The sequence below is a fragment of the Pseudomonas brassicacearum subsp. brassicacearum genome, assembly GCF_008801605.1.
GTDB classification, from domain to species: domain Bacteria; phylum Pseudomonadota; class Gammaproteobacteria; order Pseudomonadales; family Pseudomonadaceae; genus Aquipseudomonas; species Aquipseudomonas brassicacearum.
Map to the genome: position 1 here is coordinate 132054 of NZ_VZPJ01000006.1, position 24003 is coordinate 156056.

Sequence of the window (24003 nt, forward strand, 5' to 3'; positions counted from 1 at the left end):
ACTGAAAAGCTCAGAGCAAGGGCCGTGCCATCGGTTTTTTATTCTGAAAAAAGTCGCTGCTTTATTGTTATTTCGACTGTTTCGAGCCCTTTTTCATAGGGCGTGCAACCGTCTAAACCGCACGAGGTGCAACCTTTTATTTAAATGGGTGAAACCCTCCGTGAGCCATCATTGCAACCATCGCACGAAACGGCGTGCAACCACTGTGTAACAACCCACGTCACCGAACTGCACACTGTCGGTGCGCGATTGCTACAACCCGCACCATAACAGGCTAGACGCTACGCCGGAAAACGCGGCTTCCAGCAACAATTTTCAACACTCAAATGACGATCCGCAGGCACTGGCCCGCGTGATACAGGGAAAAGCCCGCCTCATACAGGCAACTGCGCAATCCCACCCCGGCCAATGGCTGCATGGGTGCGAACGGGATCGGCAGGGCCTGGGCATTACCGTGACACAGGTAATCGGCGAACGCCTTGCCGACCACCGTGCCGGTGGTCACGCCCCGACCGTTGTAGCCGGTAACGGCCACCAGCCCGGGAGCGGGCTCGAACAGACGCATCAGGTGATCGGGGGTGAAGGCAATGCAACCGGTCCAGGTGCACTCCCACTCCACCGACTTGAGGTAAGGAAAGTAATGCTGCTGCACCCGGTCGGCCCAGGCCTTGAGGAACCAGGTCGGCTTGCGGTTGCCGTTGCCCAGGCTGCCCAGCAGCAAACGGCCGTCCTTGTCCCGGCGGATGCTGCTCAACACCTGGCGGGTATCCCACGAGCCCTGCCCGCCCGGCAGAATGCGTCGGGCGGCCTCGTCGGTCAGCGGGACCGAGGCGACCTGATAGTAATAACCGGGGAAGAAATTGCGCCGCAGTTCGGTCCAGTCGCCCTCGGTATAGGCGTTGGAGGCGATCACCACCTGCTCGGCCAGCACCGAACCCTGGGCAGTCTGCACCGACCAGCGCTGGCCTTGGCGTTCCAGGCGCGTCACCGGCGAGTGGTCGAACAATTGGCCGCCAAGGTCCGTGGCCGCCTTGGCCAACCCGCTGGTGTAGGCCATCGGGTTGAGCGTGCCGGCGCGGCGGTCGAGCAGTGCCGCGGCGATTTTCGACGTGCCGGTGGCATCGACACAGGCCTGGCCGGTGAGCAATTCCACCGGCGCACCACGGCGCTTCCATTGCTCTTCGCGACTGCGCAGGTCGGCCTCGCCCCGGGCGTTATGAGCCATGTGCAGGGTGCCTTCGCGGCGCAGTTGGCAATCGATGTTGTATTTATCGATGAGGCTGAACACCAGGGCCGGCGCCGCCCCCAGCATGCGATTGAGCTGGCTGCCCACCGCCTCGCCGAACCCGGCCTCGATGTCATCCGGCGGGATCCACAGGCCGGCGTTGACTAACCCGACGTTACGCCCCGATCCGCCGTGCCCGGCCCGATGAGCTTCCAGCACAACCACGCGTTTGCCTTGCTCGAGCAAATGCACCGCCGCCGACAGCCCGGTAAAACCCGCGCCGATCACACAGACGTCAGCCGTGACTTCGCCGGTGAGCGCGCTGTTTTCAGGCCTTTGCGGCGTCAGTTTTTCCCACAGACATTCTTCGCGTAACGGCATTGCCAGACTCCGAAAAAGAAACCTAACCACTACACACAAATTCATTGTGGGAGCGAGCTTGCTCGCGATGGCGGCGGCACATTCAATAACTATGTGACTGACAGACCGCTATCGCGAGCAAGCTCGCTCCCACAGGGGACTTTGTTGACTCGACCTCAGTCGAAGGTAATCCCCTGCGCCAATGGCAACTCCAGCGAGTAGTTCACGGTGTTGGTCTGGCGGCGCATGTAGCCGCGCCAGGCGTCGGAGCCGGATTCGCGACCGCCACCGGTTTCTTTTTCGCCCCCGAATGCGCCGCCGATCTCCGCGCCGCTCGGGCCGATGTTGACGTTGGCGATGCCGCAGTCGCTGCCCACGGCCGACATGAATTGCTCGGCTTCACGCACGTCGGTGGTGAAGATGCAAGACGACAGGCCCTGGGGCACGGAGTTGTTCAGGTGCAAGGCCTCGGCAAAGTCCTTGTAGCCGACCACGTACAGGATCGGTGCAAAGGTTTCGTGGCGCACCACATCGCTCTGCTCGGGCATCTCGACGATGGCTGGCGAGACGTAATAGGCATTCGGAAACTGGTCTTCAAGCTGGCGCTTGCCACCGAAGACTCGCCCGCCTTCGCTCAAGGCCTGCTCCAGCGCATCCTGCATGCTGTCGAAGCTGTGCTTGTCGATCAGCGGCCCGACCAGGTTGCCTTCCAGCGGATGGCCGATGCGCACTTTCGAATAGGCGGCCTTGAGGCGGGTGACGATTTCATCCTTCACCGATTCATGGGCAATCAGCCGGCGCAGGGTGGTGCAACGCTGGCCGGCGGTGCCGACGGCGCTGAACAGGATGGCGCGCACGGCCATGTCCAGATCGGCGCTCGGGGCCAGGATCATGGCGTTGTTGCCGCCCAGTTCCAGAATGCTGCGGGCGAAACGCGCGGCGACTTTCGGCGCCACTTCGCGGCCCATGCGGGTGCTGCCGGTGGCGCTGATCAAGGCCACGCGCGGGTCATCCACCAGCGCTTCACCGGCATCGCGACCGCCGATGATCGCCTGGCTCAGGTACGGCGGTGCATCGCTGAAGTTCTTCAGCACGCGCTCGAACAGCGCCTGGCACGCCAGGGCGGTGAGCGGGGTCTTTTCCGACGGTTTCCAGATCACCGCGTTGCCGCACACCAGGGCCAGCGTGGTGTTCCAGGCCCAGACCGCCACGGGGAAGTTGAAGGCACTGATCACCCCGACCACGCCCAGCGGATGCCAGGACTCACGCATGTGGTGGCCCGGACGCTCGGAGGCGATGGTCAGGCCGTACAGCTGGCGAGACAGGCCGACGGCGAAGTCGCAGATGTCGATCATCTCTTGCACTTCACCCAGGCCTTCCTGGGTGATCTTGCCGGCTTCCCACGACACCAGTTCGCCAAGGTCGGCCTTGTATTCACGCAACAGGTCGCCAAATTGACGCACCAGCTCGCCGCGACGCGGGGCCGGCACCTGGCGCCACAGGTCGAAGGCGTGTTCGGCACGGCTGACCTGCTGCTCGACTTCAGCCGCGCCTTCCCAGTTCACGGCGCCGATACGGCTGCCATCGATGGGCGAATGCACCGGTTGTGTGCCGTTCTGGTACAGGGCCGAGTCAACGCCCAAGCGATCAAGCAATGCAGCAACCATGGAAAATTTCCTCACACGAAAGACAAAGGATTGGCAGCCGGACGAATGCGACTGATCAGACCTGTAGTTGTAGCTGGCTCGAGACTTGCCAACAAACGACCTTTAAGCGAGATATCATTCCGTTTATTCATGCTGGCCATGACCGGATAAGCAGAGCCACAAGAAATAAGGCCTCATCATGCTCAATAAACGCTATTTGCCGTCGATCACGGCGCTGCAATGCTTCGAAGCGGTGACCCGCCACCTGAGCTTTACCCGTGCCGCCGAAGAGCTGAACCTGACCCAGAGCGCCGTCAGCAAACAGGTCGCGCAACTGGAGGAGTTGCTGCAGCACTTGCTGTTCCGACGCGTGCGCCGACGCTTGCAACTGACGCCAGCCGGTGATTTGTACCTGGGGGAAGTGCGAAAAATCCTCACGCAGGTGGAGATGTCTACCCATTACCTGCGCTCCTACGGCGGCGACACCGAAGTCCTGCGCGTTTCCACGCCCCCGACCTTCGGCGCCCGCTGGTTGGTCCCACGCTTGAAGGGCTGGCGATTGCGGCATCCGAAGATTCATCTGGATCTGTGCAGCGAGCAGGAGGCCGACGATTTGCTGCAAGGGCGCAGCGACCTGGCGTTCTATTTCGGCCAAGGCTCGCGCCCCGGCACCGAATCCCTGAAGCTGTTTGGCGAAGAACTGGTGCCGGTCTGTGCGCCCGGCAGCCTGCCTGACCAGCCCTTCACCGACCCGACCCAACTGGCCGAGCTGGTGCTGCTGCAAAACGCCTCGCGGCCCCAGGCCTGGCACGATTGGTTCGACAATCAGGGCTATCACACCGAACACAGCTACCACGGGCCGCGTTTCGAAACCTTCTACATGTGCATCCGCGCCGCCCAGGTCGGCTGCGGCGTCGCCCTGCTGCCGCGGTTTCTGGTGGAGGAAGAACTGGCCGACGGCAAACTGGTCATCCCCTGGCAACACGCGATGCCCAGCACCAACGCCTATTACCTGGCCTATCCGGAACATTCGGCGGAAGTACCCAAGGTGCGGCTTTTTGTGGAGTGGATGCTGGAGCAGATCGACACCCCGGATATACCGGCATAACCCGACGCGAACCTGTGGGAGCAAGGCTTGCCCGCGAAGAACGCGCCACAGCCTCCCGGAAACCGAGTCGCCTGTATCGCGGGCAAGCCTTGCTCCCACAGCGGGGCGGTGCGACGTTTCGCTAAATCCCCTCGCCAAAGATAACGCTCTTTGCCGAAAAAGACCCAGTGACCAAAAAAAACTGGCAATCATCATGAGTGATATGCGCCACTAGCCCTTTCACTACAAACCGCCGAACCTCGCTGCCCACGGCTGCGGCCTGTCTGGAGAACCCTATGAGCGAGAGCGTATTTGCCGATCGTATCGTGCAGAACCTGCTCGACACCGACTTCTACAAACTGACGATGATGCAGGCGGTGTTGCACAACTACCCCAACGTCGAAGTCGAATGGGAATTTCGCTGCCGCAACAGCGAAGACCTGCGCCCGTACCTGGCGGAGATCCGCTTTCAGATCGAGCGCCTGGCCGAGTTGAGCCTGAGCGCCGACCAGTTGGGTTTCCTGGAGCGCATCAGCTTTATGAAGCCGGACTTCCTGCGTTTCCTGGGCCTGTTTCGTTTCAACCTGCGCTACGTGCACACCGGTATCGAAAACGGCGAGTTGTTCATCCGCCTGCGCGGGCCGTGGCTGCACGTCATTCTGTTCGAAGTGCCGCTGCTGGCCATCGTCAGCGAGGTACGCAATCGTTATCGCTATCGTGAAATCGTCCTGGAACAGGCGCGGGAACAGCTTTATCGCAAGTTCGACTGGCTGAGCGCCAACGCCAGCGCCGAAGAACTGTCCGAACTGCAAGTCGCGGACTTCGGCACCCGTCGTCGTTTTTCCTTCCGCGTCCAGGAAGAAGTGGTCAACGTGCTCAAGCACGATTTCCCCGGGCGTTTCGTCGGCACCAGTAACGTGCACCTGTCCCGGGAACTGGACATGAAGCCCCTGGGCACCATGGCCCATGAGTGGATCATGGCCCACCAGCAACTGGGCCCGCGACTGATCGACAGCCAGATCGCCGCCCTCGATTGCTGGGTGCGCGAGTACCGGGGCCTGCTGGGGATCGCCCTGACCGATTGCATCACCATGGACGCCTTCCTCAAGGATTTCGATCTGTTCTTCGCCAAGCTGTTCGACGGTTTGCGCCATGACTCGGGCGACCCGGTGATCTGGGCCGAAAAAGCCATTGCCCACTATCACAAGCTCGGCATCGACCCGATGAGCAAGACCCTGGTGTTCTCCGATAGCCTGACATTGCCCAAATGCCTGGAGATTTTTCGGGCATTGCGTGGTCGCATTAATGTCAGCTTCGGTATTGGCACCAACCTGACGTGTGACATTCCAGGTGTAGAGCCGATGAGCATCGTGCTTAAAATGATCAGCTGTGACGGGCAACCCGTGGCCAAAATTTCAGACGAGCCCGGCAAGACCCACTGCAAAGACCCGAATTTCGTCGCCTACATGCGACATGTTTTCCAAGTACCTGCCGCCCTTTCTGACACATCAAGCAAGGAGTGAATTCATGCAAGCCGTACAGCGTGAGATTGCTGAACAGCTCAAGGTCCAGCCGCCGTTCACCGATGACGCGGCCCTCAAGGCCGAAATCGCCCGTCGGGTGAGCTTTATTCAGGATTGCCTGGTCAACTCCGGACTCAAGTCCCTCGTGCTGGGCATCAGCGGTGGCGTTGACTCGTTGACCGCCGGGCTGCTGGCCCAACGTGCCATGCGCGAACTGCGGGAGAAAACCGGTAACGCCGCCTACAAGTTCATCGCCGTGCGCCTGCCGTACGAAACCCAGTTCGACGAGCATGAAGCCCAAGCCTGTGTGGACTTCATCGACCCGGACGAGCGCCATACCGTCAACATCGGCCCGGCGGTCAAGGCCTTGGCCGATCAAGTCGCGGCGTTCGAAGGCAAGGCAGCGGTCTCGCGGGATTTCGTGCTGGGCAATACCAAGGCGAGGATGCGCATGGTGGCGCAATACACCATCGCGGGCACCGAGCACGGCCTGGTGATCGGCACCGACCATGCCGCCGAAGCGGTGATGGGTTTCTTCACCAAGTTCGGTGATGGCGCCTGCGACCTGGCGCCGTTGAGTGGCTTGGTGAAAAACCAGGTCCGGGCCATTGCCCGTGACTTTGGTGCGCCGGAGTCGCTGGTGGAAAAAATCCCCACGGCCGACCTTGAGGACCTGTCCCCAGGCAAGCCGGACGAAGCCTCCCACGGTGTGACCTATGCCGAGATCGATGCGTTCCTGCACGGCGAGCCTGTGCGGGACGAGGCGTTCAGGATCATTTGCGAGACTTATCGCAAGACTGAGCACAAGCGGGTGATGCCTTACGCTCCGTAACGGGTAATCACTGTGGGAGCGGGCTTGCTCGCGATGGCTGAGGGGCGTGGGTTGGTGTGTATATCCGTTACGCAAAAAACGGATATACACCCCAAAACAACCAGACACCCACCGAAAAAAACCCAAAAAAACGGCGCTTCCCATTTCTGAAAGAAGCGCCGCTTTTTTGTGCCTGAAGCTGATTATTTCAGGGTAACGGTGCCTTTCATCATCGAGATGTGGCCCGGGAACGAGCAGAAGAAACCGTATGCCTCACCGGCAGCCAGTTTAGACACGTCGAAGGTCACCGAGTCTTTTTCCCCGGCTCCGATGACCTTGGTGTGGGCGATGATGCGAGTATCACCTTCTTTCAGGTAATTCTTGTCGATGCCAGCGCCCAGGCCATCGGTGGCGATCGGCTGCATGTCAGCCTCTTTGCTCAGCACCCAGTTATGGCCCATGACGTTTTTCGGCAAGCTGCCCGAATGCGTCAGCTCAACGGTGAACGTCTTGCAGCTCTTGTCGATCTCGATGGCCTTGGTGTTGAAGGACATCTGGTCGGTCGAGTCGATGGTGGTCTTGCACTCCGCTGCCATCAGTTGGCTGCTGGCCAGCGTCAACAGGGATACTGCAACAAGTTTGGCAAACATCGTGAATCTCCAAGGCATGGTTAACAAAAATCCGTCAAAGGGGAAGACTGCCTGAATTTCAGACAAGTTCCTATGACCTGAATCAAAGATTGTATACAACTTAAGGCTATCAGCCTGATGGACACAATCAACCAGCCAGAGGGATGACGCCGCTCTATGATCAGCCTCACCACCTCTCGGGAGCGCCCATCATGAACGTCAACAGCCTGTTATGCAGCTTGCTCGCCGCCTACGCCTGCGGCGCCAGTGGCACCTACGAAAAGCCTCAACGCGAGGTTTAAACGCTTTGCGCGATCAAGGCCAGGCTTTACTCTGGGTCGGTTACTGATCATGGAGTAAAGCATGTCCATCGCGTCTGTTTGTGTATTTTGCGGCGCCAGCACCGGCACCGATCCAGCGTATCGTGAAGCGGCGCAGGCCCTGGGCCGGGCATTGGCGGAACGAAAATTGACCCTGGTCTACGGCGGCGGTGCCGTCGGCCTGATGGGGATCGTCGCTGACGCAGCCCTGGCGGCCGGCGGCGAGGTCATCGGCATCATCCCGCAAAGCCTCAAGGACAAGGAAATCGGCCACAGCGGCCTGACCCGCCTGGAAGTGGTGGACGGCATGCACGCCCGCAAGGCACGCATGGCCGAACTCAGCGATGCCTTCATCGCCCTGCCCGGCGGCCTCGGCACGCTGGAGGAGCTGTTCGAAGTCTGGACCTGGGGCCAGCTCGGCTACCACGGCAAACCGCTGGGGTTGCTGGAAGTGAACGGTTTCTACAGCAAGCTCACCGGTTTTCTCGATCATATCGTCGGCGAAGGCTTCGTCCGCGCGCCCCATCGTGACATGCTGCAAGTGAGCGAATCAGCGCAGAACCTGCTCGATGCGCTGGACGAATGGCAACCGTCAGTGCAGCCAAAGTGGGCCGAACAAAAACCCAGCTAACGGCTCGGCCCCGATACAGGGCAGAATATGCGCCGCTCAACCTCACCTTCGACCCCAGAGGATCGCCCATGGCCAAACCCAATTATTCCTTCGCCAAACGTCAGAGAGACTTGGCCAAGGAGCAGAAGAAAGAGGAAAAGCTGCAGCGCAAGAAAGCCACAGCTGAAGAAGAAGCCGCACTGACCCCGGATGCCGAAGGCGAAGTGGCGGCAGAAGATGATGTTGATGCACCGAAAGATCAGGCTCCCGACGCCTGATACCCCCAGGGCCCGATGATTCGATCCGGCCCCCCGGTTCTGTGTCCAGGGCCGGCAGTCCCACTGCCGGCCCTCACAATCCCAGCGCCTTGATAATCGACAGGCGATAGCCTGCAGGTAGATTGGCCGGCAATTGGCCAGGCTCGAACAACCCGATCTGCTTGTGCTCATGGCTGATCATCGGCACGAAACCGCCCAGCAACTGGCAGCGGTACGTGGAGATGAAGACGTGCTTGCCGGGAATGACCTCGAACAAGTACGAATCCAGCGGCTCCCCCACGCTTACCTCAACCGCCAGCTCCTCATCGATCTCCCGTGCCAGGCACTGCGGCGCCGTTTCGCCCAGCTCGATCCGTCCACCGGGCAGCTCCCATTCGTCCCGTTCGTTGAGCATCAGCACGACCAGGCCTTCGGGAGATTGCAGCACGCCTTTGATGGAAACCGGGAACATGGTGAAACCTCATCATCCACAGGACACACAACCTGTGGGAGCCTAACCCTGTGGGAGCCGAGCTTGCTCCCACATTTTCCACACAGCGATCATGACTCCAGCGGCATCACCGTCACCCGTACCTCGGGGTCATGATTGCCGCCGCCCAGGATCACTCCCCGCAACGGCGACACATCGGAAAAATCCCGGCCCCAGGCCAGGGTGATGTGTTCCAAGGCCGGCTGGACGTTGTTGGTCGGGTCGAAGTCCACCCAACCCAATACCGGGCAATACACCGAGACCCAGGCATGGGACGCATCGGCGCCAATCAGCCTTGGTTGGCCGGGTGGCGGCTGGGTCAGCAGGTAGCCACTGACGTAACGCGCCGCCAGCCCGCGAGAACGTACGCAGGCCAGCATCAAGTGGGCGAAGTCCTGGCACACGCCCCGCCGCCGCTCCAGCACCTCCACCAGCGGCGTGGCCACCTGGGTGGCTTCGGCATCGAAGGTGAACTCATCGAAAATCTTTTCCATCAGCGCCCGCACGCCAACCATCAACGGTCGCCCCGGCGGGAAGCAACTTTCGGAAAACTCGACGAAGCTGCGCTTGAGGTGCACATACGGTGACTCGAAACGAAAACGGCACGCCTCCAGCAATGGCGCCGCCAGTGGCCGGCCGCTGTAAGTCAGCGCGTTGCAGGTCGACTCCCAGGCCGGGGACAGGTTGAAGTCCAGCGCGGGGCGAGACAGCACCTCGACGCCCAGGCGAGCATTGACCAGCAGCTCGTCGTGGGGGCGTTCGAAGGCCAGGCGCGTCAGCGGATTGCCGAACACATCCTGCTCATCGCGACGGGTCGTCGGCTCCGGGCTGATCAGCAACTGCTGTTCGGTGCAACGCTGCCAGTCACAGGCGCGCGGCCACAGATGGGCAAGCTGCTGGGCCAGGGACACCGGGCTGTCGTAGTGGTAATGGGTGTCGTGGAGTATCTGGTAACGAGCGCTCATCAGACGGACACCGTACGTTGGCTGACGTCATCGACGTGGGCGAAATGACGCAAGGCCAGGCGATCGGATACCTGGCCACCGACATCGGCCACTTCCTGCAACAGGTCGGCCAGCCCATCAAGTGCTGCGCGCAGGCTGGCCTCACCAAACAGGGGGTTTTCCAGGCAACGCAAGTCAAAGCGAGAAAGACGCGTCACCAACTCTGGCAAGGCCGTTTCCTTCGGTGCGCCAAAATCGTCGTTCAGGCGTTTGAGCGTGCGGGCCACCAGCTTTAACTGGAAAAGCACCGCGTGGGGGTTCTGTTCGTCCAGCAACAACAGGTCCAGCACCGGGATCAGTTGCGCCACAGCCAGGTAGCGCGAACGGTAGGTGATGCTGCTGTTGCCCAGTTCCAGCAGCCACTCAAGCCCAGCCTGGTCGAACACTGCATCGCTGCGCAAAAACGCCGCCAGGCTGCTGCTGAGGAACTGCAAGCGTTCCAGGCGCCGGCCAATCATCAAGAAGCGCCAGCCCTCGTCGCGGGTCATGTCGTCCAAGGCAAATCCGGACAACGCCGCCAGGGACATCACTAGCCGATTGAGGAAATCCAGCAACTCACCGAAATCCGGCTCCTCGGTTTCCAGCTCCATCGCTTCGCGCTGCAACTCCACCAGCGCCTGCCAGTTCTCCCGGGACAGCTTGCCGCGAACCTGCGAGGCCGCCCACTGCAAGCGCTGCAGGTTGGAGCGCAGGCTGAACGACCAATCGTCCCCCAACAGCGCCGCCAGCAAACGCTCGTGCAGCTCGCCCTCCTCAGGCAGCAGCATCAGGCTTTCGCCCAGGGACACCGCCGACTGCAGGGCCTGCGGGTCGTCGCCATCGACGTAACGCCCCAACATGATCCGCAGCAGCCGCGCGCTGTCGTCGCAGCGTTCGCAGTAACGGCCGAACCAGAACAGGTTTTCCACCACCCGCGACGGCAGGTACGGATCGCGTCGAACCAGGTCGTGGACGCCTACGGTTCGCTGGGCCGTCCATTGTTCACCACCGGGGGCCTGCTCGCCCAACACCCAAGTATCCTTGCTGGCGCCGCCGCGCTGCATCGACACCACTTCGGCGTCGGCCTCGGCGGCCACGCGGGTCAGGCCCCCCGACAGCACCCGATAATCATCCTTCCCGGACACGGCATACACGCGCATGCCAATGGCCCGAGGCTGGATGTGCCCGTCTTCGGCCTGCCAGACCGGGGCCTGGGACAGTTGCGCCAGCTCCTGGGCGACATAGGCATAGGGCCGAGCCTGCATGCGCGCCGCCAGTTGGCCGCGCTGCGCCTCGTTCAGGTCCCGGCCGAACACCGGGGTGAAGCTTTGGGAAGGAAACGCCGGCTTGATCAACAGTTGCGGCAGCTTTTCCAGGGCCTGGGCCAGCACCGGCGGCTCACCGCACCACCAGGTGGCGATGGACGGCAGTATCAATTCCTCGCCGAACAGATACTGGTTGATCTTCGGCAGGAACCCCAACAGGCCCGGTGACTCCAGCACGCCGCTGCCCAGGGCATTGGCCACCAGCACACGGCCCTGGCGCACCGCTTCCAGCAGTCCCGGCACGCCGAGGGCTGAATCGGTACGCAGCTCCAGGGGGTCGCAGAAATCGTCGTCGAGCCGGCGCATGATGGCGTGGACCCGGCGCAGGCCACTGAGGGTCTTGAGGTAGACCGTGGCGTCCCGCACGGTCAGGTCGCCCCCCTCCACCAGCGGATAGCCAAGCTGGCGTGCCAGATAAAGATGCTCGAAATAACTTTCGTTGAACCGCCCCGGCGTCAACAGCACCACCAGTGGCGACTCACCGTCGCTGGGTGCCTGTCGTGCCAGGGTTTCCTGCAAGGTGCGGAAGAACCCGGACAGGTGGCGCACCCTCAGGTCGCGATACAGCTCGGGGAACGCGCGGGAAACGATCATGCGATTTTCCAGCGCATAACCGGCCCCCGAAGGCGCCTGGGTCCGATCCGCCGTGACCCACCATCGGCCATCGGGCGTGCGCGCCAGATCCACCGCATACAAGTGCAGGAAGCTGCCATCCGGTGGGGTAATGCCCTGGCAGGGCCAAAGGAAATTGTTGTGCCCGAATACCAGCTCTGCCGGCAGCAGCCCTTCGCTGATCAGCCGCTGTGGCCCATACAGGTCGGCCAGAACCGCATTGAGCAGCCGCGCACGCTGGGCGATCCCGGCCGACAGATGTTTCCATTCCTGCGGGTCGATCACGTGGGGCAGCAGGTCCAGCTCCCACGGCCGGTCGGCGCCCTTCGGATCGGCGTAGACGTTATAGGTGACACCGTTTTCCTGGATCTGCCGAGCCAGCAGCGCCTGACGCTGGATCAGGTGAGCCGGCGTGCTGCGCTGCAACTGATCGAACAACCGCCGCCAGTGCGGACGCACCGCACCGTTGTCGTCCAACAGTTCGTGATAGGTGCCCGTCGTCAGCGGGTAACGGTCAAGCAGGTCAGGCATGGAAAGCTCGGCAGACGGCAATAAAAGGTGAGACTAGCGCAAGCGCATGACGCCCGGATAGGTGGAAGAGTGTGACCAGACGCTGGGTCGTGCCCTGTAGGAGCTGCCGGAGGCTGCGATCTTTTGATCTTTCGCTTGGGACTCAAGTGTCTGGGGAAAGATCGCAGCCTCGTTGCACTCGACAGCTCCTACACAGCTCCTACATTGAAGCCCCTGGAAAGCGTCGCAGATCGAGTGTGAGCGGAAACTCGTCATCCATGGCCAGGCTGGGTATCGGAAGTTTCCCTGGCGTGTGTCCGATACGGAAGAAACGCGCCATCCGCCGGCTTTCGGCCTCGTTGGCATTCACCGGCAGGCTGTCGTAGTTACGCCCGCCCGGATGGGCCACGTGATACTGGCAGCCGCCCACGGAACGTTGCATCCAAGTGTCGAGCAAATCGAAGACCAGTGGCGCATGCACCGGGATGGTCGGTTGCAGGCAGTTGGCCGGTTGCCAGGCGCGGAAACGCACCCCGGCGACGAACTCGCCGACCCGGCCGGTGGGTTGCAACGGCACCGGCACACCATTGCAGGTCAGCAGGTAGCGTTGCGGCGCCAGGCCGCTGAGCTTGACCTGCAAGCGCTCCAAGGAGGAATCCACATAACGCACGGTACCGCCCACCGCGCCCTCTTCCCCCAGCACATGCCAAGGCTCGAGGGCCTGGCGCAATTGCAGCTCGATACCGCTGACCGCGTAATCGCCCACCTTGGGGAAGCGGAACTCCAGGTGCGCAGCGAACCACTCGGCCCGCAGCGGGTAGCCGGCGGCGTTCAGCTCATGGATGACGTCGGCAAAATCCTGCTCGATAAAGTGCGGCAACAGGAACCGGTCATGCAGCTCGGTGCCCCAGCGCGCCAGTTTCGCCGGCGCATAAGGCTCGCGCCAGAACCGCGCCACCAGCGCCCGCAGCAGTAATTGCTGGGCCAGGCTCATGCGGGCGTGGGGTGGCATCTCGAAAGCACGCAACTCCAACAGGCCGAGACGTCCGGTGGCGCCGTCCGGCGAATAGAGCTTGTCGATGCAGAATTCGGCACGGTGGGTATTGCCGGTCACGTCGATCAACAGGTTGCGCAACAGGCGATCGACCAACCACGGCGGGCATTCCTCGCCGGGCTGTGGCATTTGCGCGAAAGCGATTTCCAGCTCGTACAACGCGTCGTTGCGCGCCTCATCCACGCGAGGTGCCTGGGAGGTCGGGCCGATGAACAATCCGGAAAACAGGTAGGACAACGACGGATGGTTATGCCAGTAACTGATCAGGCTGCGCAGCAGGTCGGGACGCCGCAGAAACGGAGAGTCAGCCGGTGTCGCGCCACCCAGTACGAAATGGTTACCGCCGCCGGTGCCTGTGTGCCGGCCATCGATCATGAATTTCTCGGTGGTCAGTCGGGTCTGTCGCGCTTCTTCGTATAAAAATTCAGTGCGCTCGACCAACTCATCCCAGGTCGCCGAAGGCTGCACGTTGACCTCGATCACACCGGGGTCGGGGGTGATGCGGAAATTGCCCAGGCGCGGGTCGCTCGGCGGCTCGTAGCCCTCCAACAGCACCGGACAGTGCAGCTCCTCAGCCGTCGCCTCGATGGCGCTGACCAGTTCCAGGTAATCCTCGACCCGCTCCAGTGGCGGCATGAACAGGTACAGCCGACCTTCGCGGGCCTCGGCACAGAAAGCCGTGCGGGTCAGCCAGTCGGCGGATTTGTCGATCTCCGGGACACGCTCCTGCTCGGTCGCCGGCTCGCCGTGACGCGCCAGTTGCTCGGTGCCGGGCAGCTCGGGCAAGTCCTGGTTCGGGTCGGTGGGGTGGATGAACGGGTACTCGGCCGCCGTCACCCAAGGCTGGGACGCCAGTGGCAAGCGATAGCCCAGGGGCGAATCCCCCGGCACCAGGCGGCAGTGACTGTCACGCAGGTACCAGCGACCGCTTTGCCATTGATCGCCCTTGGCGGTGCGGGCCAGCGGCAGGACCTGGCCGATGACCTTGTCCAGGCCTTGGTTGAAGACCTTGCGCAACCGTGCACGCTCCAGGGCGTCCTCCAGGCGTGGGTCCTCGGCCGTGACATTCGAAGGCAATGCACCTTCGCGCCAGAGGTAATAGAAGTTGTCTTCGTAGGCCGGAAACACGAACCGCGCAGGAATTTTCAAACGCTCGGCAACGCTCGCCAGGAAACGTCCGGCCAGTTCGCCATCGGCGCCGTAGTCCTCCTGCTCATCGGCGATCAACGCGCTGTTGTGCCAGATCGGCACCCCGTCGCGCCGCCAATAGCAATTGAGCGACCAGCGCGGCAATTGCTCGCCGGGGTACCACTTGCCCTGGCCGAAATGCACCAGCCCCTTGGGCGCATAGTGCTTGCGCATGCGCTGGAACAGCTCGGCGGAGAGCCGGCGCTTGTCCGGCCCGAGTGCCGCGGTGTTCCACTCGGCGCCATCCGGGTCATCGATGGAGACAAAGGTCGGTTCGCCCCCCATGGTCAGGCGCACGTCGCCTTCCAACAGGTCGGCATCAATCTGGCGCCCCAGTGCCTGGATCGCCAGCCACTGTGCGTCGGTGTAAGGCTTGGTCACCCGCGGTGCTTCCCAGACCCGCTCGACGGACATTTCGTGGCTGAACTCACACTCGCAAGGCTCCACCAAGCCACTGATCGGGGCCGCCGAGGACGGATCGGGACTACAGGCCAACGGGATGTGGCCTTCACCGGCGAACAACCCGGATGTCGCATCCAGGCCGATCCAGCCAGCACCGGGCAGGTAGACCTCGCACCAGGCATGCAGGTCGGTGAAGTCCACGTCGGTGCCGGACGGGCCATCAAGGCTTTTCACATCGGCAGTCAACTGGATCAGGTAACCGGAAACGAAACGCGCGGCCAAGCCAAGGTTGCGCAACAGCTGCACCAACAGCCAGGCCGAGTCGCGGCAAGAGCCGGATGCGTGCTCAAGGGTGTGCTCCGGGGTCTGCACGCCCGGCTCCATGCGAATCAGGTAGTTGATGTCTTCGCTCAGGCGCTGGTTGAGCGCCACCAAAAAATCCACCGCAGGCAACGGCGTGCGGTCGATGCCGTCCAGATAGGCCTGGAATTTCGGCGTCAGCGGCAGGGTTTCCAGGTAAGGCGCCAACTCCTTGCGCTCGTCGGCCGCGTAGGCGAACGGAATCTTTTCGGCGTAGGGCTCGAGAAAGAAGTCAAACGGATTGAACACCGCCATTTCCGCCAGCAGATCGACTTCGATGCGCATCTCCCGGGTTTTCTCGGGAAACACCAGCCGCGCCAGGTAGTTGCCCTGGGGGTCCTGCTGCCAGTTGATGAAATGCTGCTCGGGTGAAACCTTCAGCGAATAGGAAAGAATCCGCGTGCGGCTGTGGGCCGCCGGGCGCAGGCGAACGATCTGCGGGCCGAGCTCGACGGCGCGGTCGTAGCGGTAATGCGTGACGTGATGCAATGCGACATGAATCGACACGACGTGCCTCCTGCGAGCCTGGGCGTTATCGAAAGCGGCGCAAGACTTATGCCATGCAGGCAGGCCGGACACTTTCTTTGTCTACTCAAGGCAGTAGAGCACTAAAAACGCGCGCTGCCCGAATTCATCTGCAAAGCAATGCACATAAATGCGGCGCCGGCAGCGCAAATCGACTCAGCGACGCGGGCGTGATGCCTTGGCGGCCTGGATGATCAGCGCGCGTTGGCGGCGGATGTCGACGAGTTTGCTGCGCATCTCCCGATGGCGCTTGCTGTTGAGCAGCAAGAGCCCCAGCAGTGGCAACAACACCGCGAATAGGTACACGCCCTGATGCGGTCGATAAGCGAACGTCGGCAGCACCGCCGCCAGACAGGCCAGGAAATACCCCGCCACCCACCAGACCGCCCAGGCGCGCCCGCGAGCGATCAAGAGGTTGCCCGAGACCAGAACGATCACCAGGGCCAAAGTACCGAGCCCGACATAGTCGGTCCTGGCTGACGGCTCCAGGGCACGCCAATAAGTGGTCCCGGCCAACACAAGCAGCGTGGACCCGGAAAAGCAGCCCAGCAGGATCGTCCCCATGAAAACCGGAAAATAGCGGGCGAGGAATGGCTTCAGCGATCCGCCACCGATCATTCCGTGAACTCCTCGTACAAGCCGACGGCAACCGTTTTCACGGCGCCCTCGCCGGTATAACTGCCAATGATCCCCAGCGCGCCTCCGAGGGAGTCCTTTATCTGAGTCAGCGTCGCGTGCCTGATTTCAGCTGAAGAATAACGTTTGGGCATGGCCCCCGCGCGTTGCTGCAACTTGAGTAACTTCGCCGTCAGGCTCGGGTCCTTGAGCGTCAACAGTTCCTTGGTCAGCTTGCTTCGCTCTTGCCGATTCAGGCCCTTGAGCAACTGATACCAACTCTTTCCAGTGCCGGCCGCTTTGTTGGCCTTGAGTAGCCGGACAGTCGTCAGCGCCGAGCCACCAACACCCACCAGGGAAACCCCGTCAAGGATCGGCGACACGATGTTGTACCAGTCAGCGTCATTCATCTCATCGTTGCCGGTCGGATTGGTCAGCTCATTGGCCACCCGCATCCCACCAATGACGCATTGCGCGGTGCTGGCCGTCGCGGCAGCGGCGCCCAGGGCAACGACAAAGGCACTTGCCCCCGCCGTAAAGGGCACGGCGACGCTTCCACTGAACACCACCACCCAACCAATCACAGCGGCGACACAGGACAAGCCGGCATTGGTTGCTTCAAGCCCAAGCTTGGACTCGCGCGGGCTGCTTTTTACCTGATCGATGAATTGCTGCGGTGCGATGTATTTTTTCGCCTCGCGCAGAATGATGCGCTTGGGCGCGATGCTGCAAATCGGCTTGAATTCGCGCAGGGTCACGACGTTGTATTCGGAATCGATATACACCACACCCGCACCGGCGATGCCAGGATCGGCGTCGATGGCAGCAAACAGGCGTGGCAGGTTGATCTGGCTTTCGATGCGTTTGCGGGCCATGAACTGGGAGAAACTCAGGTCCATGCCGATGCCCGTTGAAGCGCTGCTCATATGAATCGTCCTTGAGAATCGGAGGGTGAATCTTTGTCCACACTGAACCTTGTGGCGAGGGGATTTATCCCCTCGCCACAAAGGCTATGCATCCGCCATCGTGCCGTAAGGCGGGCGCCACGATAACAAACGGCCAGCACCCTCGCTAGAAAGCAAAACGCCAGCACTTAGGCTGGCGTTTTACGAGGTGGCTAGGCGATCAGCGCGGCACGACAGGCTTGCGCGCCGGTTTCGGTCCTTTGCCCTTGGCGGCGTCCTTGCGTTCCTTGGCGGCCTGCTGGTTGCGGGCGAATGCCGCGGCCTTGGCCTGCTCGCGCTTGTCCCACGGGTTGCCGCCGTCGCTGGCGCGCGGTGGCAGGCCGGTGTGCTGGGTCAGGATCTTGGTGGTTTCCTTGCCCACCTTGTGGCTGCCGGCTGGCGTCGAGTTCTTGCGACGGGCGCTCTGGTAGCTGTCGGTGGCCGGCTGGTGCAACGGAATCAGTTGGTTCTTGCCCGGCCCGATCAGGTCGGCGCGGCCCATGCGGGTCAGCGCTTCGCGCAGCATCGGCCAGCCCTTGGGGTCGTGATAGCGCAGGAAGGCCTTGTGCAGGCGGCGCTGTTCCTCGCTCTTGACGATGGTCACCGCGTCGCTCTTGTAGGTGACCTTGCGCAGCGGGTTCTTGCCCGAGTGGTACATGGCCGTGGCCGTGGCCATCGGCGACGGATAGAACGCCTGCACCTGGTCGGCCCGGAAACCATTGCCCTTGAGCCAGAGCGCCAGGTTCATCATGTCTTCGTCGGTGGTGCCCGGGTGGGCGGCGATGAAGTACGGAATCAGGTACTGCTCTTTTCCGGCTTCCTTGGTGTACTTCTCGAACATCCGCTTGAATTTGTCATAGCTGCCGATGCCCGGCTTCATCATCTGGTTGAGCGGGCCTTCCTCGGTGTGCTCCGGAGCGATCTTCAGGTAACCGCCGACGTGGTGGGTCACCAGTTCCTTGACGTATTCCGGCGACTCGACCGCCAGGTCGTAACGCAGGCCGGAGGCAATCAGGATCTTCTTCACGCCAGGCAAGGCCCGGGCGCTGCGGTACAGCTGGATCAGCGAAGAATGGTCAGTGTTCAGGTTCGGGCAGATGCCGGGGAACACGCACGACGGCTTGCGGCACGCGGATTCGATTTCCGGGCTCTTGCAGGCGATGCGGTACATGTTCGCGGTCGGGCCGCCGAGGTCGGAAATGACCCCGGTGAAACCCGGGACCTTGTCGCGGATCTCTTCAATCTCGCGAATGATCGACTCTTCGGAGCGGTTCTGGATGATCCGGCCTTCGTGCTCGGTGATCGAGCAGAACGTGCAGCCGCCAAAGCAGCCACGCATGATGTTCACCGAGAAACGGATCATCTCGTAGGCCGGGATCTTCTCCTTGCCGTACGCCGGATGGGGAACACGTGCGTAAGGCATGCCAAACACGTAGTCCATTTCTTCGGTGGTCATCGGAATGGGCGGCGGGTTGAACCAGACATCGACTTCGCCGTGCTTCTGCACCAGGGCGCGGGCATTGCCTGGGTTGGTTTCCAGGTGAAGCACGCGGTTGGCGTGAGCGTAGAGCACCGCGTCGCCACGAACCTTTTCCACCGATGGCAGACGGATCACGGTCTTGTCGCGGGTCATTTTCGGGCTCGCCAGGATCTGTACGACCTTGGCTTCGCTCGGGTCCTCGACCGGCCCCTTCTCCTGCTCGATGGCACAAGCTTGAGTGTCCTGGGTGTTGACGTACGGGTTGATGATCTTGTCGATCTTGCCCGGACGGTCGATGCGCGTGGAGTCGACTTCGTACCAGCCTTGCGGCGTGTCACGACGGATGAAGGCCGTGCCGCGCACGTCGGTGATGTCTTCGATCTTGTGGCCGTAGGACAGGCGCTGGGCGACTTCGACAATCGCCCGCTCGGCGTTGCCGTAGAGCAGGATGTCGGCGCAGGCGTCGATCAGGATCGAGTTGCGCACCCGGTCCTGCCAGTAATCGTAGTGAGCGATACGGCGCAGCGACGCTTCGATACCACCCAGCACGATCGGCACATGCTTGTAGGCTTCCTTGCAGCGCTGGCTGTAGACCAGGCTCGCACGGTCCGGCCGTTTGCCCGCCATGCCGCCCGGGGTGTAGGCGTCATCGGAGCGGATTTTCTTGTCGGCGGTGTAGCGGTTGATCATCGAATCCATGTTGCCGGCCGCGACACCGAAAAACAGGTTGGGCTCGCCAAGCTTCATGAAGTCGTCTTTGGACTGCCAGTTCGGCTGGGCAATGATCCCGACGCGAAAGCCCTGGGCTTCCAGCAAACGGCCAATGATCGCCATGCCGAACGACGGGTGATCGACGTAGGCATCACCGGTTACGATGATGATGTCGCACGAATCCCAGCCGAGCTGATCCATCTCCTCCCTGCTCATGGGCAGGAATGGCGCCGGACCGAAACATTCGGCCCAGTACTTGGGATAGTCAAATAACGGCTTGGCTGCTTGCATGTCGATAACCGGTATAAAAGATGAAAAATCGCGGGCGCGGAATATAGCACAAAAAATAACCAATTCCGACGGCTATGGTCGGAAATTGGTGGCGCACCTTTCGCGAGCAGGCTCGCTCCCACAGAGGAATGTATTCCAAGGTGGGAGCGAGCCTGCTCCGGGCGGCGTTCCGACGATGAGGCCGGATCAGACGATGAAGAGCTTACTCATCGTCGTCAAAATTGTAGCTACCCGGCGCCAGGTTCTCGAACCGAGTGTATTTACCGATGAACGCCAGGCGGATGAAGCCGATCGGGCCGTTCCGCTGCTTGCCGATGATGATTTCGGCGATGCCCTTGTGCTCCGTCTCGGGGTGATACACCTCGTCGCGGTACACGAACATGATGACGTCGGCGTCCTGCTCGATCGCTCCGGATTCCCGCAAGTCGGAGTTCACGGGGCGCTTGTTGGGGCGCTGTTCCAGGGAACGGTTCAACTGGGAAAGTGCCACCACCGGGCAGTTGAATTCCTTGGCCAGGGCCTTGAGGGAACGGGAGATTTCGGAAATCTCGTTGGTCCGGTTGTCGCCGCTGGAACCAGGGATCTGCATCAACTGCAGGTAGTCGATCATGATCAGCGCGATGTCACCGTGCTCACGCACCAGGCGACGGGTCCGGGCGCGCATTTCCGACGGGCTGATACCGGCCGTATCGTCGATGAACAGCTTGCGGTCGTTGAGCAGGTTGACCGCCGACGTCAGGCGCGGCCAGTCGTCGTCTTCCAGCTGGCCGGAACGGACCTTGGTCTGGTCGATACGCCCCAGGGACGAAAGCATACGCATGATCAGCGATTCGCCTGGCATCTCGAGGGAGTACACCAGGACCGCCTTGTCGCTGCGCAGCACGGCGTTTTCCACCAGGTTCATCGCAAAGGTGGTCTTACCCATGGACGGACGGCCGGCGACGATGACCAGGTCGGACGGTTGCAGGCCGCTGGTCTTCTCGTCGAGGTCGGTGTAACCGGTGGACAGGCCGGTGATGGCGTTGTCGGTGTTGAACAAGGTGTCGATGCGATCGATGGCCTTGGTCAGCAGGTCGTTGACGCTGACCGGGCCGCCGGTTTTCGGGCGGGCCTCGGCGATCTGGAAGATCTGCCGTTCGGCTTCGTCAAGGATCTCGGCGGCGGTGCGGCCTTCCGGGTTGAAGGCGCTGTCGGCGATTTCGGTGCTGATGCCGATCAATTGGCGCAAGGTCGCCCGCTCGCGCACGATCTGGGCATAGGCCTTGATGTTGGCGACCGACGGCGTGTTTTTCGCCAGTTCACCCAGGTAACCGAGGCCGCCGACCTGAGACGTCTGCCCTTCCTTGTCCAATTGCTCGGCCAGGGTCACGACGTCGATCGGCATGTTCTGATCGGCCAGACGGGCGATCGCACGGAAAATCAGACGGTGGTCATGCCGGTAGAAATCGCCGTCGGAGACTTGATCGAGCACACGCTCCCAGGCGTTGTTGTCCAGCATCAGGCCACCGAGCACGGCCTGTTCGGCCTCGATGGAATGCGGAGGCACCTTCAGGGCAGCGGTTTGCAGATCGTATTGCTCGGGAGCGGTGATTTCGTTCATGGCCACTTCTGGTTATGAAAATCAGGAATTGCAGAAAGACAAAGGGCACGACCTGTAAACAGGATCGTGCCCGATGTTACCGGCAAGCACCCGAGGGTGCCAACCGACAGGTGTTGCTTAGGCTGCTACCACGACAACGCGTACGGTGGCTTCAACTTCGGCGTGCAGGTGCACGGCTACGTCGAATTCGCCTACGTTGCGGATGGTGCCGTTCGGCAGACGAACTTCACTTTTCGCAACTTCAACGCCGGAGGCGGTCAGTGCGTCAGCGATGTCGTGAGTACCGATCGAACCGAACAGCTTGCCTTCGTCGCCAGCGGTGGCAGTGATGGTCACTTCCAGCTCAGCCAGTTGGGCAGCACGGCTTTCAGCCGAGGTTTTACGGTCTGCGGCAGCTTTTTCCAGCTCAGCACGACGCTCTTCGAACGCAGCCAGGTTGGCAGCGGTCGCAGCGGTGGCTTTGCCGTAAGGCAGCAGGTAGTTACGACCGTAACCGGCCTTAACGTTTACTTTGTCACCCAGGTTGCCCAGGTTGGTGACTTTTTCCAGAAGGATCAGTTGCATGTGAAAATCCTCTAACTTTTAACCTTCACCGTTCGCGTTGTCGGCGTCTTTCGACGCCATACGACCGCGAAAATCAATCAGGCTGTCAACGATGGCCATGACCACGAGCAACGGACCGAGCAAGTGCATGAAAGGCAACAACGTCACGTACAACCCCACCAGCCAGAAAGTGGCCAGTCGTTTCTGCGCCACCAGCCCGTGAATCAGGGCCAGGCCGGCGAAGACCAGCGGTACACTGCACAACGGCAACAGGATCAGTGCATGCAGTCCGAAAAACGGAGCAACACACATGACGGCCAGCAGTGACAGCGCCACGCTCTTGGGGAATCGGATGGCGCGAAATTCGCGACCGAAACCACCGGGGTTATACAACAACGCCTGCCAATAGCGCCCAAGGATCAGGCACAGCACGCTAAAGATCTGCGACGATAACGCTATCGAGATGATCATCAGCGGAGCGCTAAGGGCGATGAAAAACGCCTTCTGGTCTGCCGAGAATGTCTCGTAGACCCCACCCATCGCCAGCGGCAGGACGTCTTCGAACGTCTGCGCCAGTGACTCGATGAAGGAACTGAAGACAGTTCCCAGGCTCACCGCACACAACAACCCCACGGCCACGCTGCACAGCAGCACGCGATTCCAGGTATGTCCGGCGCGCAGAACCAACGCCAGGCCACAAGCCCCGAGCAACACCAAAAGTGTTGTCGGGTCCTTCAGGAAGTACCAGCTCACCAACGCTGACAACATCCCGATACCCAGGACGCTCAAGGCGTCCGAACCGCGCCGCAGGAGCACAAGGCACCCAGCGGCGGCACTCAACCAGAACAACAGCGGCAATGCCGCGGATCCGGCCACAACCAACGTGGCCTGCACACGTCCCCGCATGATGAAGTCAGCTAAGGCGCGCATGCATTCAATCCCTTACTACTCGTCGACTGCCCGGTCTCAGCGGCCGTGGCTGTCGGTGTAGGCCAGCAGGGCCAGGAAGCGGGCGCGCTTGATAGCGGTGGCCAGCTGACGCTGATAACGAGCTTTGGTACCGGTGATACGGCTTGGAACGATTTTGCCGGTCTCGGATACGTAGGCTTTCAGAGTGTTGAGATCTTTGTAATCGATCTCTTTCACGTCTTCAGCGGTGAAGCGGCAGAATTTACGACGACGGAAGAAACGTGCCATGTGATTGGCTCCTTAAAAGGTCCGTGGATTACTCGTCAGCGTTATCGCTGTTGTCGCTGTCGCTATCGCTGTCATCGCCATCGGCGCTGTCAGAGTGCTCAGGACGGTCGCGACGCTCACGGCGCTCACTGCGGTTTTCTTCAGCCTTGAGCATCTCGGATTGGCCGGTGACGGCTTCTTCGCGACGGATGACCAGGTTACGGATCACTGCATCGTTGTAGCGGAAGTTGTCTTCCAGCTCGGCCAGGGCCTTGCCAGTGCACTCAACGTTCAGCATCACGTAGTGAGCCTTGTGAACATTGTTGATTGCGTAGGCCAGTTGACGACGGCCCCAATCTTCCAGACGGTGGATTTTGCCGCCGTCTTCTTCGATCAGCTTGGTGTAACGCTCAACCATGCCGCCGACTTGCTCGCTTTGATCCGGGTGGACCAAAAAGATGATTTCGTAATGACGCATGAATGCTCCTTACGGGTTGTAGCCTGCCGCTCAAAAACGGTCAGACAAGGAGTGAATGACACTTATGGACTTGTGGACGCTAGACACATAAGTGCCTGCCATCACAGCAAGGGGCGCAATTGTAGAGAAGGGCCGAGGGAGGTGCAAGGCAATTGGCGATTATTTGAACAACCGCCGATCTTCATCCAGACACAAACCCAATGTGGGAGCGAGCCTGCTCGCGATAGCGGTATCTCATTCAACATAGA

Annotated in this window: 20 protein-coding genes; 5 read left to right on the top strand and 15 right to left on the bottom strand. The window is 61.3% G+C overall.

Features of this window, described 5'->3' with window-relative positions; all coding sequences use genetic code 11:
• Positions 1-322: 322 nt before the first annotated feature.
• Both amaA and amaB read right to left on the bottom strand, forming a co-directional pair.
• Complete coding sequence (gene amaA / locus F7R20_RS15805; RefSeq protein WP_003197290.1) at positions 323-1606, bottom strand: L-pipecolate oxidase; 1284 nt, start codon at positions 1604-1606, stop codon at positions 323-325.
• Positions 1607-1761: 155 nt separating this feature from the next.
• The gene (amaB, locus tag F7R20_RS15810) at positions 1762-3252 is read right to left on the bottom strand and encodes an L-piperidine-6-carboxylate dehydrogenase (RefSeq protein WP_003197288.1); all 1491 of its coding nucleotides are present in this window, start codon (positions 3250-3252) and stop codon (positions 1762-1764) included.
• A gap of 178 nt (positions 3253-3430) precedes the next feature.
• Between amaB and F7R20_RS15815 the strand changes: the two genes are divergently transcribed.
• From F7R20_RS15815 to nadE, 3 genes are all read left to right on the top strand, one after another.
• Positions 3431-4339, top strand: a complete 909-nt coding sequence (locus F7R20_RS15815) for a LysR family transcriptional regulator (RefSeq protein ID WP_003197285.1) — start codon at positions 3431-3433, stop codon at positions 4337-4339.
• 275 nt (positions 4340-4614) lie between these two features.
• Entirely contained in the window at positions 4615-5841 is a 1227-nt protein-coding gene (gene pncB, locus F7R20_RS15820; protein ID WP_003197284.1) for a nicotinate phosphoribosyltransferase, read from the top strand.
• Between the two features lie 4 nt (positions 5842-5845).
• Positions 5846-6673 (top strand): ammonia-dependent NAD(+) synthetase, encoded by an 828-nt coding sequence (nadE, locus tag F7R20_RS15825; RefSeq protein WP_003197282.1) that lies wholly within the window; start codon positions 5846-5848, stop codon positions 6671-6673.
• A 182-nt stretch (positions 6674-6855) separates the two neighbouring features.
• Here nadE and azu read toward each other — a convergent pair whose 3' ends face one another.
• Positions 6856-7302 (bottom strand): azurin, encoded by a 447-nt coding sequence (gene azu, locus F7R20_RS15830; RefSeq protein ID WP_003197280.1) that lies wholly within the window; start codon positions 7300-7302, stop codon positions 6856-6858.
• Between the two features lie 342 nt (positions 7303-7644).
• On the opposite strand from azu, the gene F7R20_RS15835 reads away from it, so the two are divergent.
• The gene (locus tag F7R20_RS15835) at positions 7645-8232 is read left to right on the top strand and encodes an LOG family protein (protein WP_003197276.1); all 588 of its coding nucleotides are present in this window, start codon (positions 7645-7647) and stop codon (positions 8230-8232) included.
• Positions 8233-8300: 68 nt separating this feature from the next.
• The gene (locus tag F7R20_RS15840; protein WP_003197274.1) at positions 8301-8489 is read left to right on the top strand and encodes a hypothetical protein; all 189 of its coding nucleotides are present in this window, start codon (positions 8301-8303) and stop codon (positions 8487-8489) included.
• 73 nt (positions 8490-8562) lie between these two features.
• Here F7R20_RS15840 and F7R20_RS15845 read toward each other — a convergent pair whose 3' ends face one another.
• The 12 genes from F7R20_RS15845 to rpsF all read right to left on the bottom strand — a co-directional run bounded on the left by F7R20_RS15845 (position 8563) and on the right by rpsF (position 23755).
• Positions 8563-8940, bottom strand: a complete 378-nt coding sequence (locus F7R20_RS15845; protein ID WP_003197272.1) for an NUDIX hydrolase — start codon at positions 8938-8940, stop codon at positions 8563-8565.
• Positions 8941-9029: 89 nt separating this feature from the next.
• On the bottom strand, positions 9030-9923 hold the full coding sequence (locus F7R20_RS15850) for a transglutaminase family protein (protein WP_003197271.1): 894 nt from the start codon (positions 9921-9923) through the stop codon (positions 9030-9032).
• Positions 9923-12409: a circularly permuted type 2 ATP-grasp protein gene (locus F7R20_RS15855; RefSeq protein WP_003197269.1), complete on the bottom strand. Its 2487-nt coding sequence runs from the start codon at positions 12407-12409 to the stop codon at positions 9923-9925. The genes F7R20_RS15850 and F7R20_RS15855 overlap by 1 nt, the downstream gene beginning before the upstream one ends.
• 199 nt (positions 12410-12608) lie before the next feature.
• Entirely contained in the window at positions 12609-15899 is a 3291-nt protein-coding gene (locus F7R20_RS15860; protein WP_013692136.1) for a transglutaminase family protein, read from the bottom strand.
• A gap of 174 nt (positions 15900-16073) precedes the next feature.
• Complete coding sequence (locus F7R20_RS15865; protein ID WP_003197265.1) at positions 16074-16535, bottom strand: hypothetical protein; 462 nt, start codon at positions 16533-16535, stop codon at positions 16074-16076.
• Entirely contained in the window at positions 16532-17458 is a 927-nt protein-coding gene (locus F7R20_RS15870; RefSeq protein ID WP_003197263.1) for a hypothetical protein, read from the bottom strand. Before F7R20_RS15870 ends, F7R20_RS15865 begins: the two co-directional genes overlap by 4 nt.
• A gap of 199 nt (positions 17459-17657) precedes the next feature.
• Positions 17658-19958, bottom strand: a complete 2301-nt coding sequence (locus F7R20_RS15875) for a YgiQ family radical SAM protein (RefSeq protein ID WP_013692135.1) — start codon at positions 19956-19958, stop codon at positions 17658-17660.
• 202 nt (positions 19959-20160) lie between these two features.
• Positions 20161-21558: a replicative DNA helicase gene (dnaB, locus tag F7R20_RS15880; protein ID WP_003197253.1), complete on the bottom strand. Its 1398-nt coding sequence runs from the start codon at positions 21556-21558 to the stop codon at positions 20161-20163.
• A 117-nt stretch (positions 21559-21675) separates the two neighbouring features.
• A complete protein-coding gene (gene rplI, locus F7R20_RS15885; RefSeq protein WP_003197251.1) occupies positions 21676-22122 on the bottom strand; it encodes a 50S ribosomal protein L9 in 447 nt (148 codons plus the stop codon).
• 18 nt (positions 22123-22140) lie between these two features.
• The gene (locus tag F7R20_RS15890; protein ID WP_003197248.1) at positions 22141-23031 is read right to left on the bottom strand and encodes a YybS family protein; all 891 of its coding nucleotides are present in this window, start codon (positions 23029-23031) and stop codon (positions 22141-22143) included.
• Positions 23032-23067: 36 nt separating this feature from the next.
• A complete protein-coding gene (rpsR, locus tag F7R20_RS15895; protein ID WP_002551829.1) occupies positions 23068-23298 on the bottom strand; it encodes a 30S ribosomal protein S18 in 231 nt (76 codons plus the stop codon).
• A 28-nt stretch (positions 23299-23326) separates the two neighbouring features.
• Positions 23327-23755: a 30S ribosomal protein S6 gene (gene rpsF, locus F7R20_RS15900; RefSeq protein ID WP_003186395.1), complete on the bottom strand. Its 429-nt coding sequence runs from the start codon at positions 23753-23755 to the stop codon at positions 23327-23329.
• Positions 23756-24003: the final 248 nt, after the last annotated feature.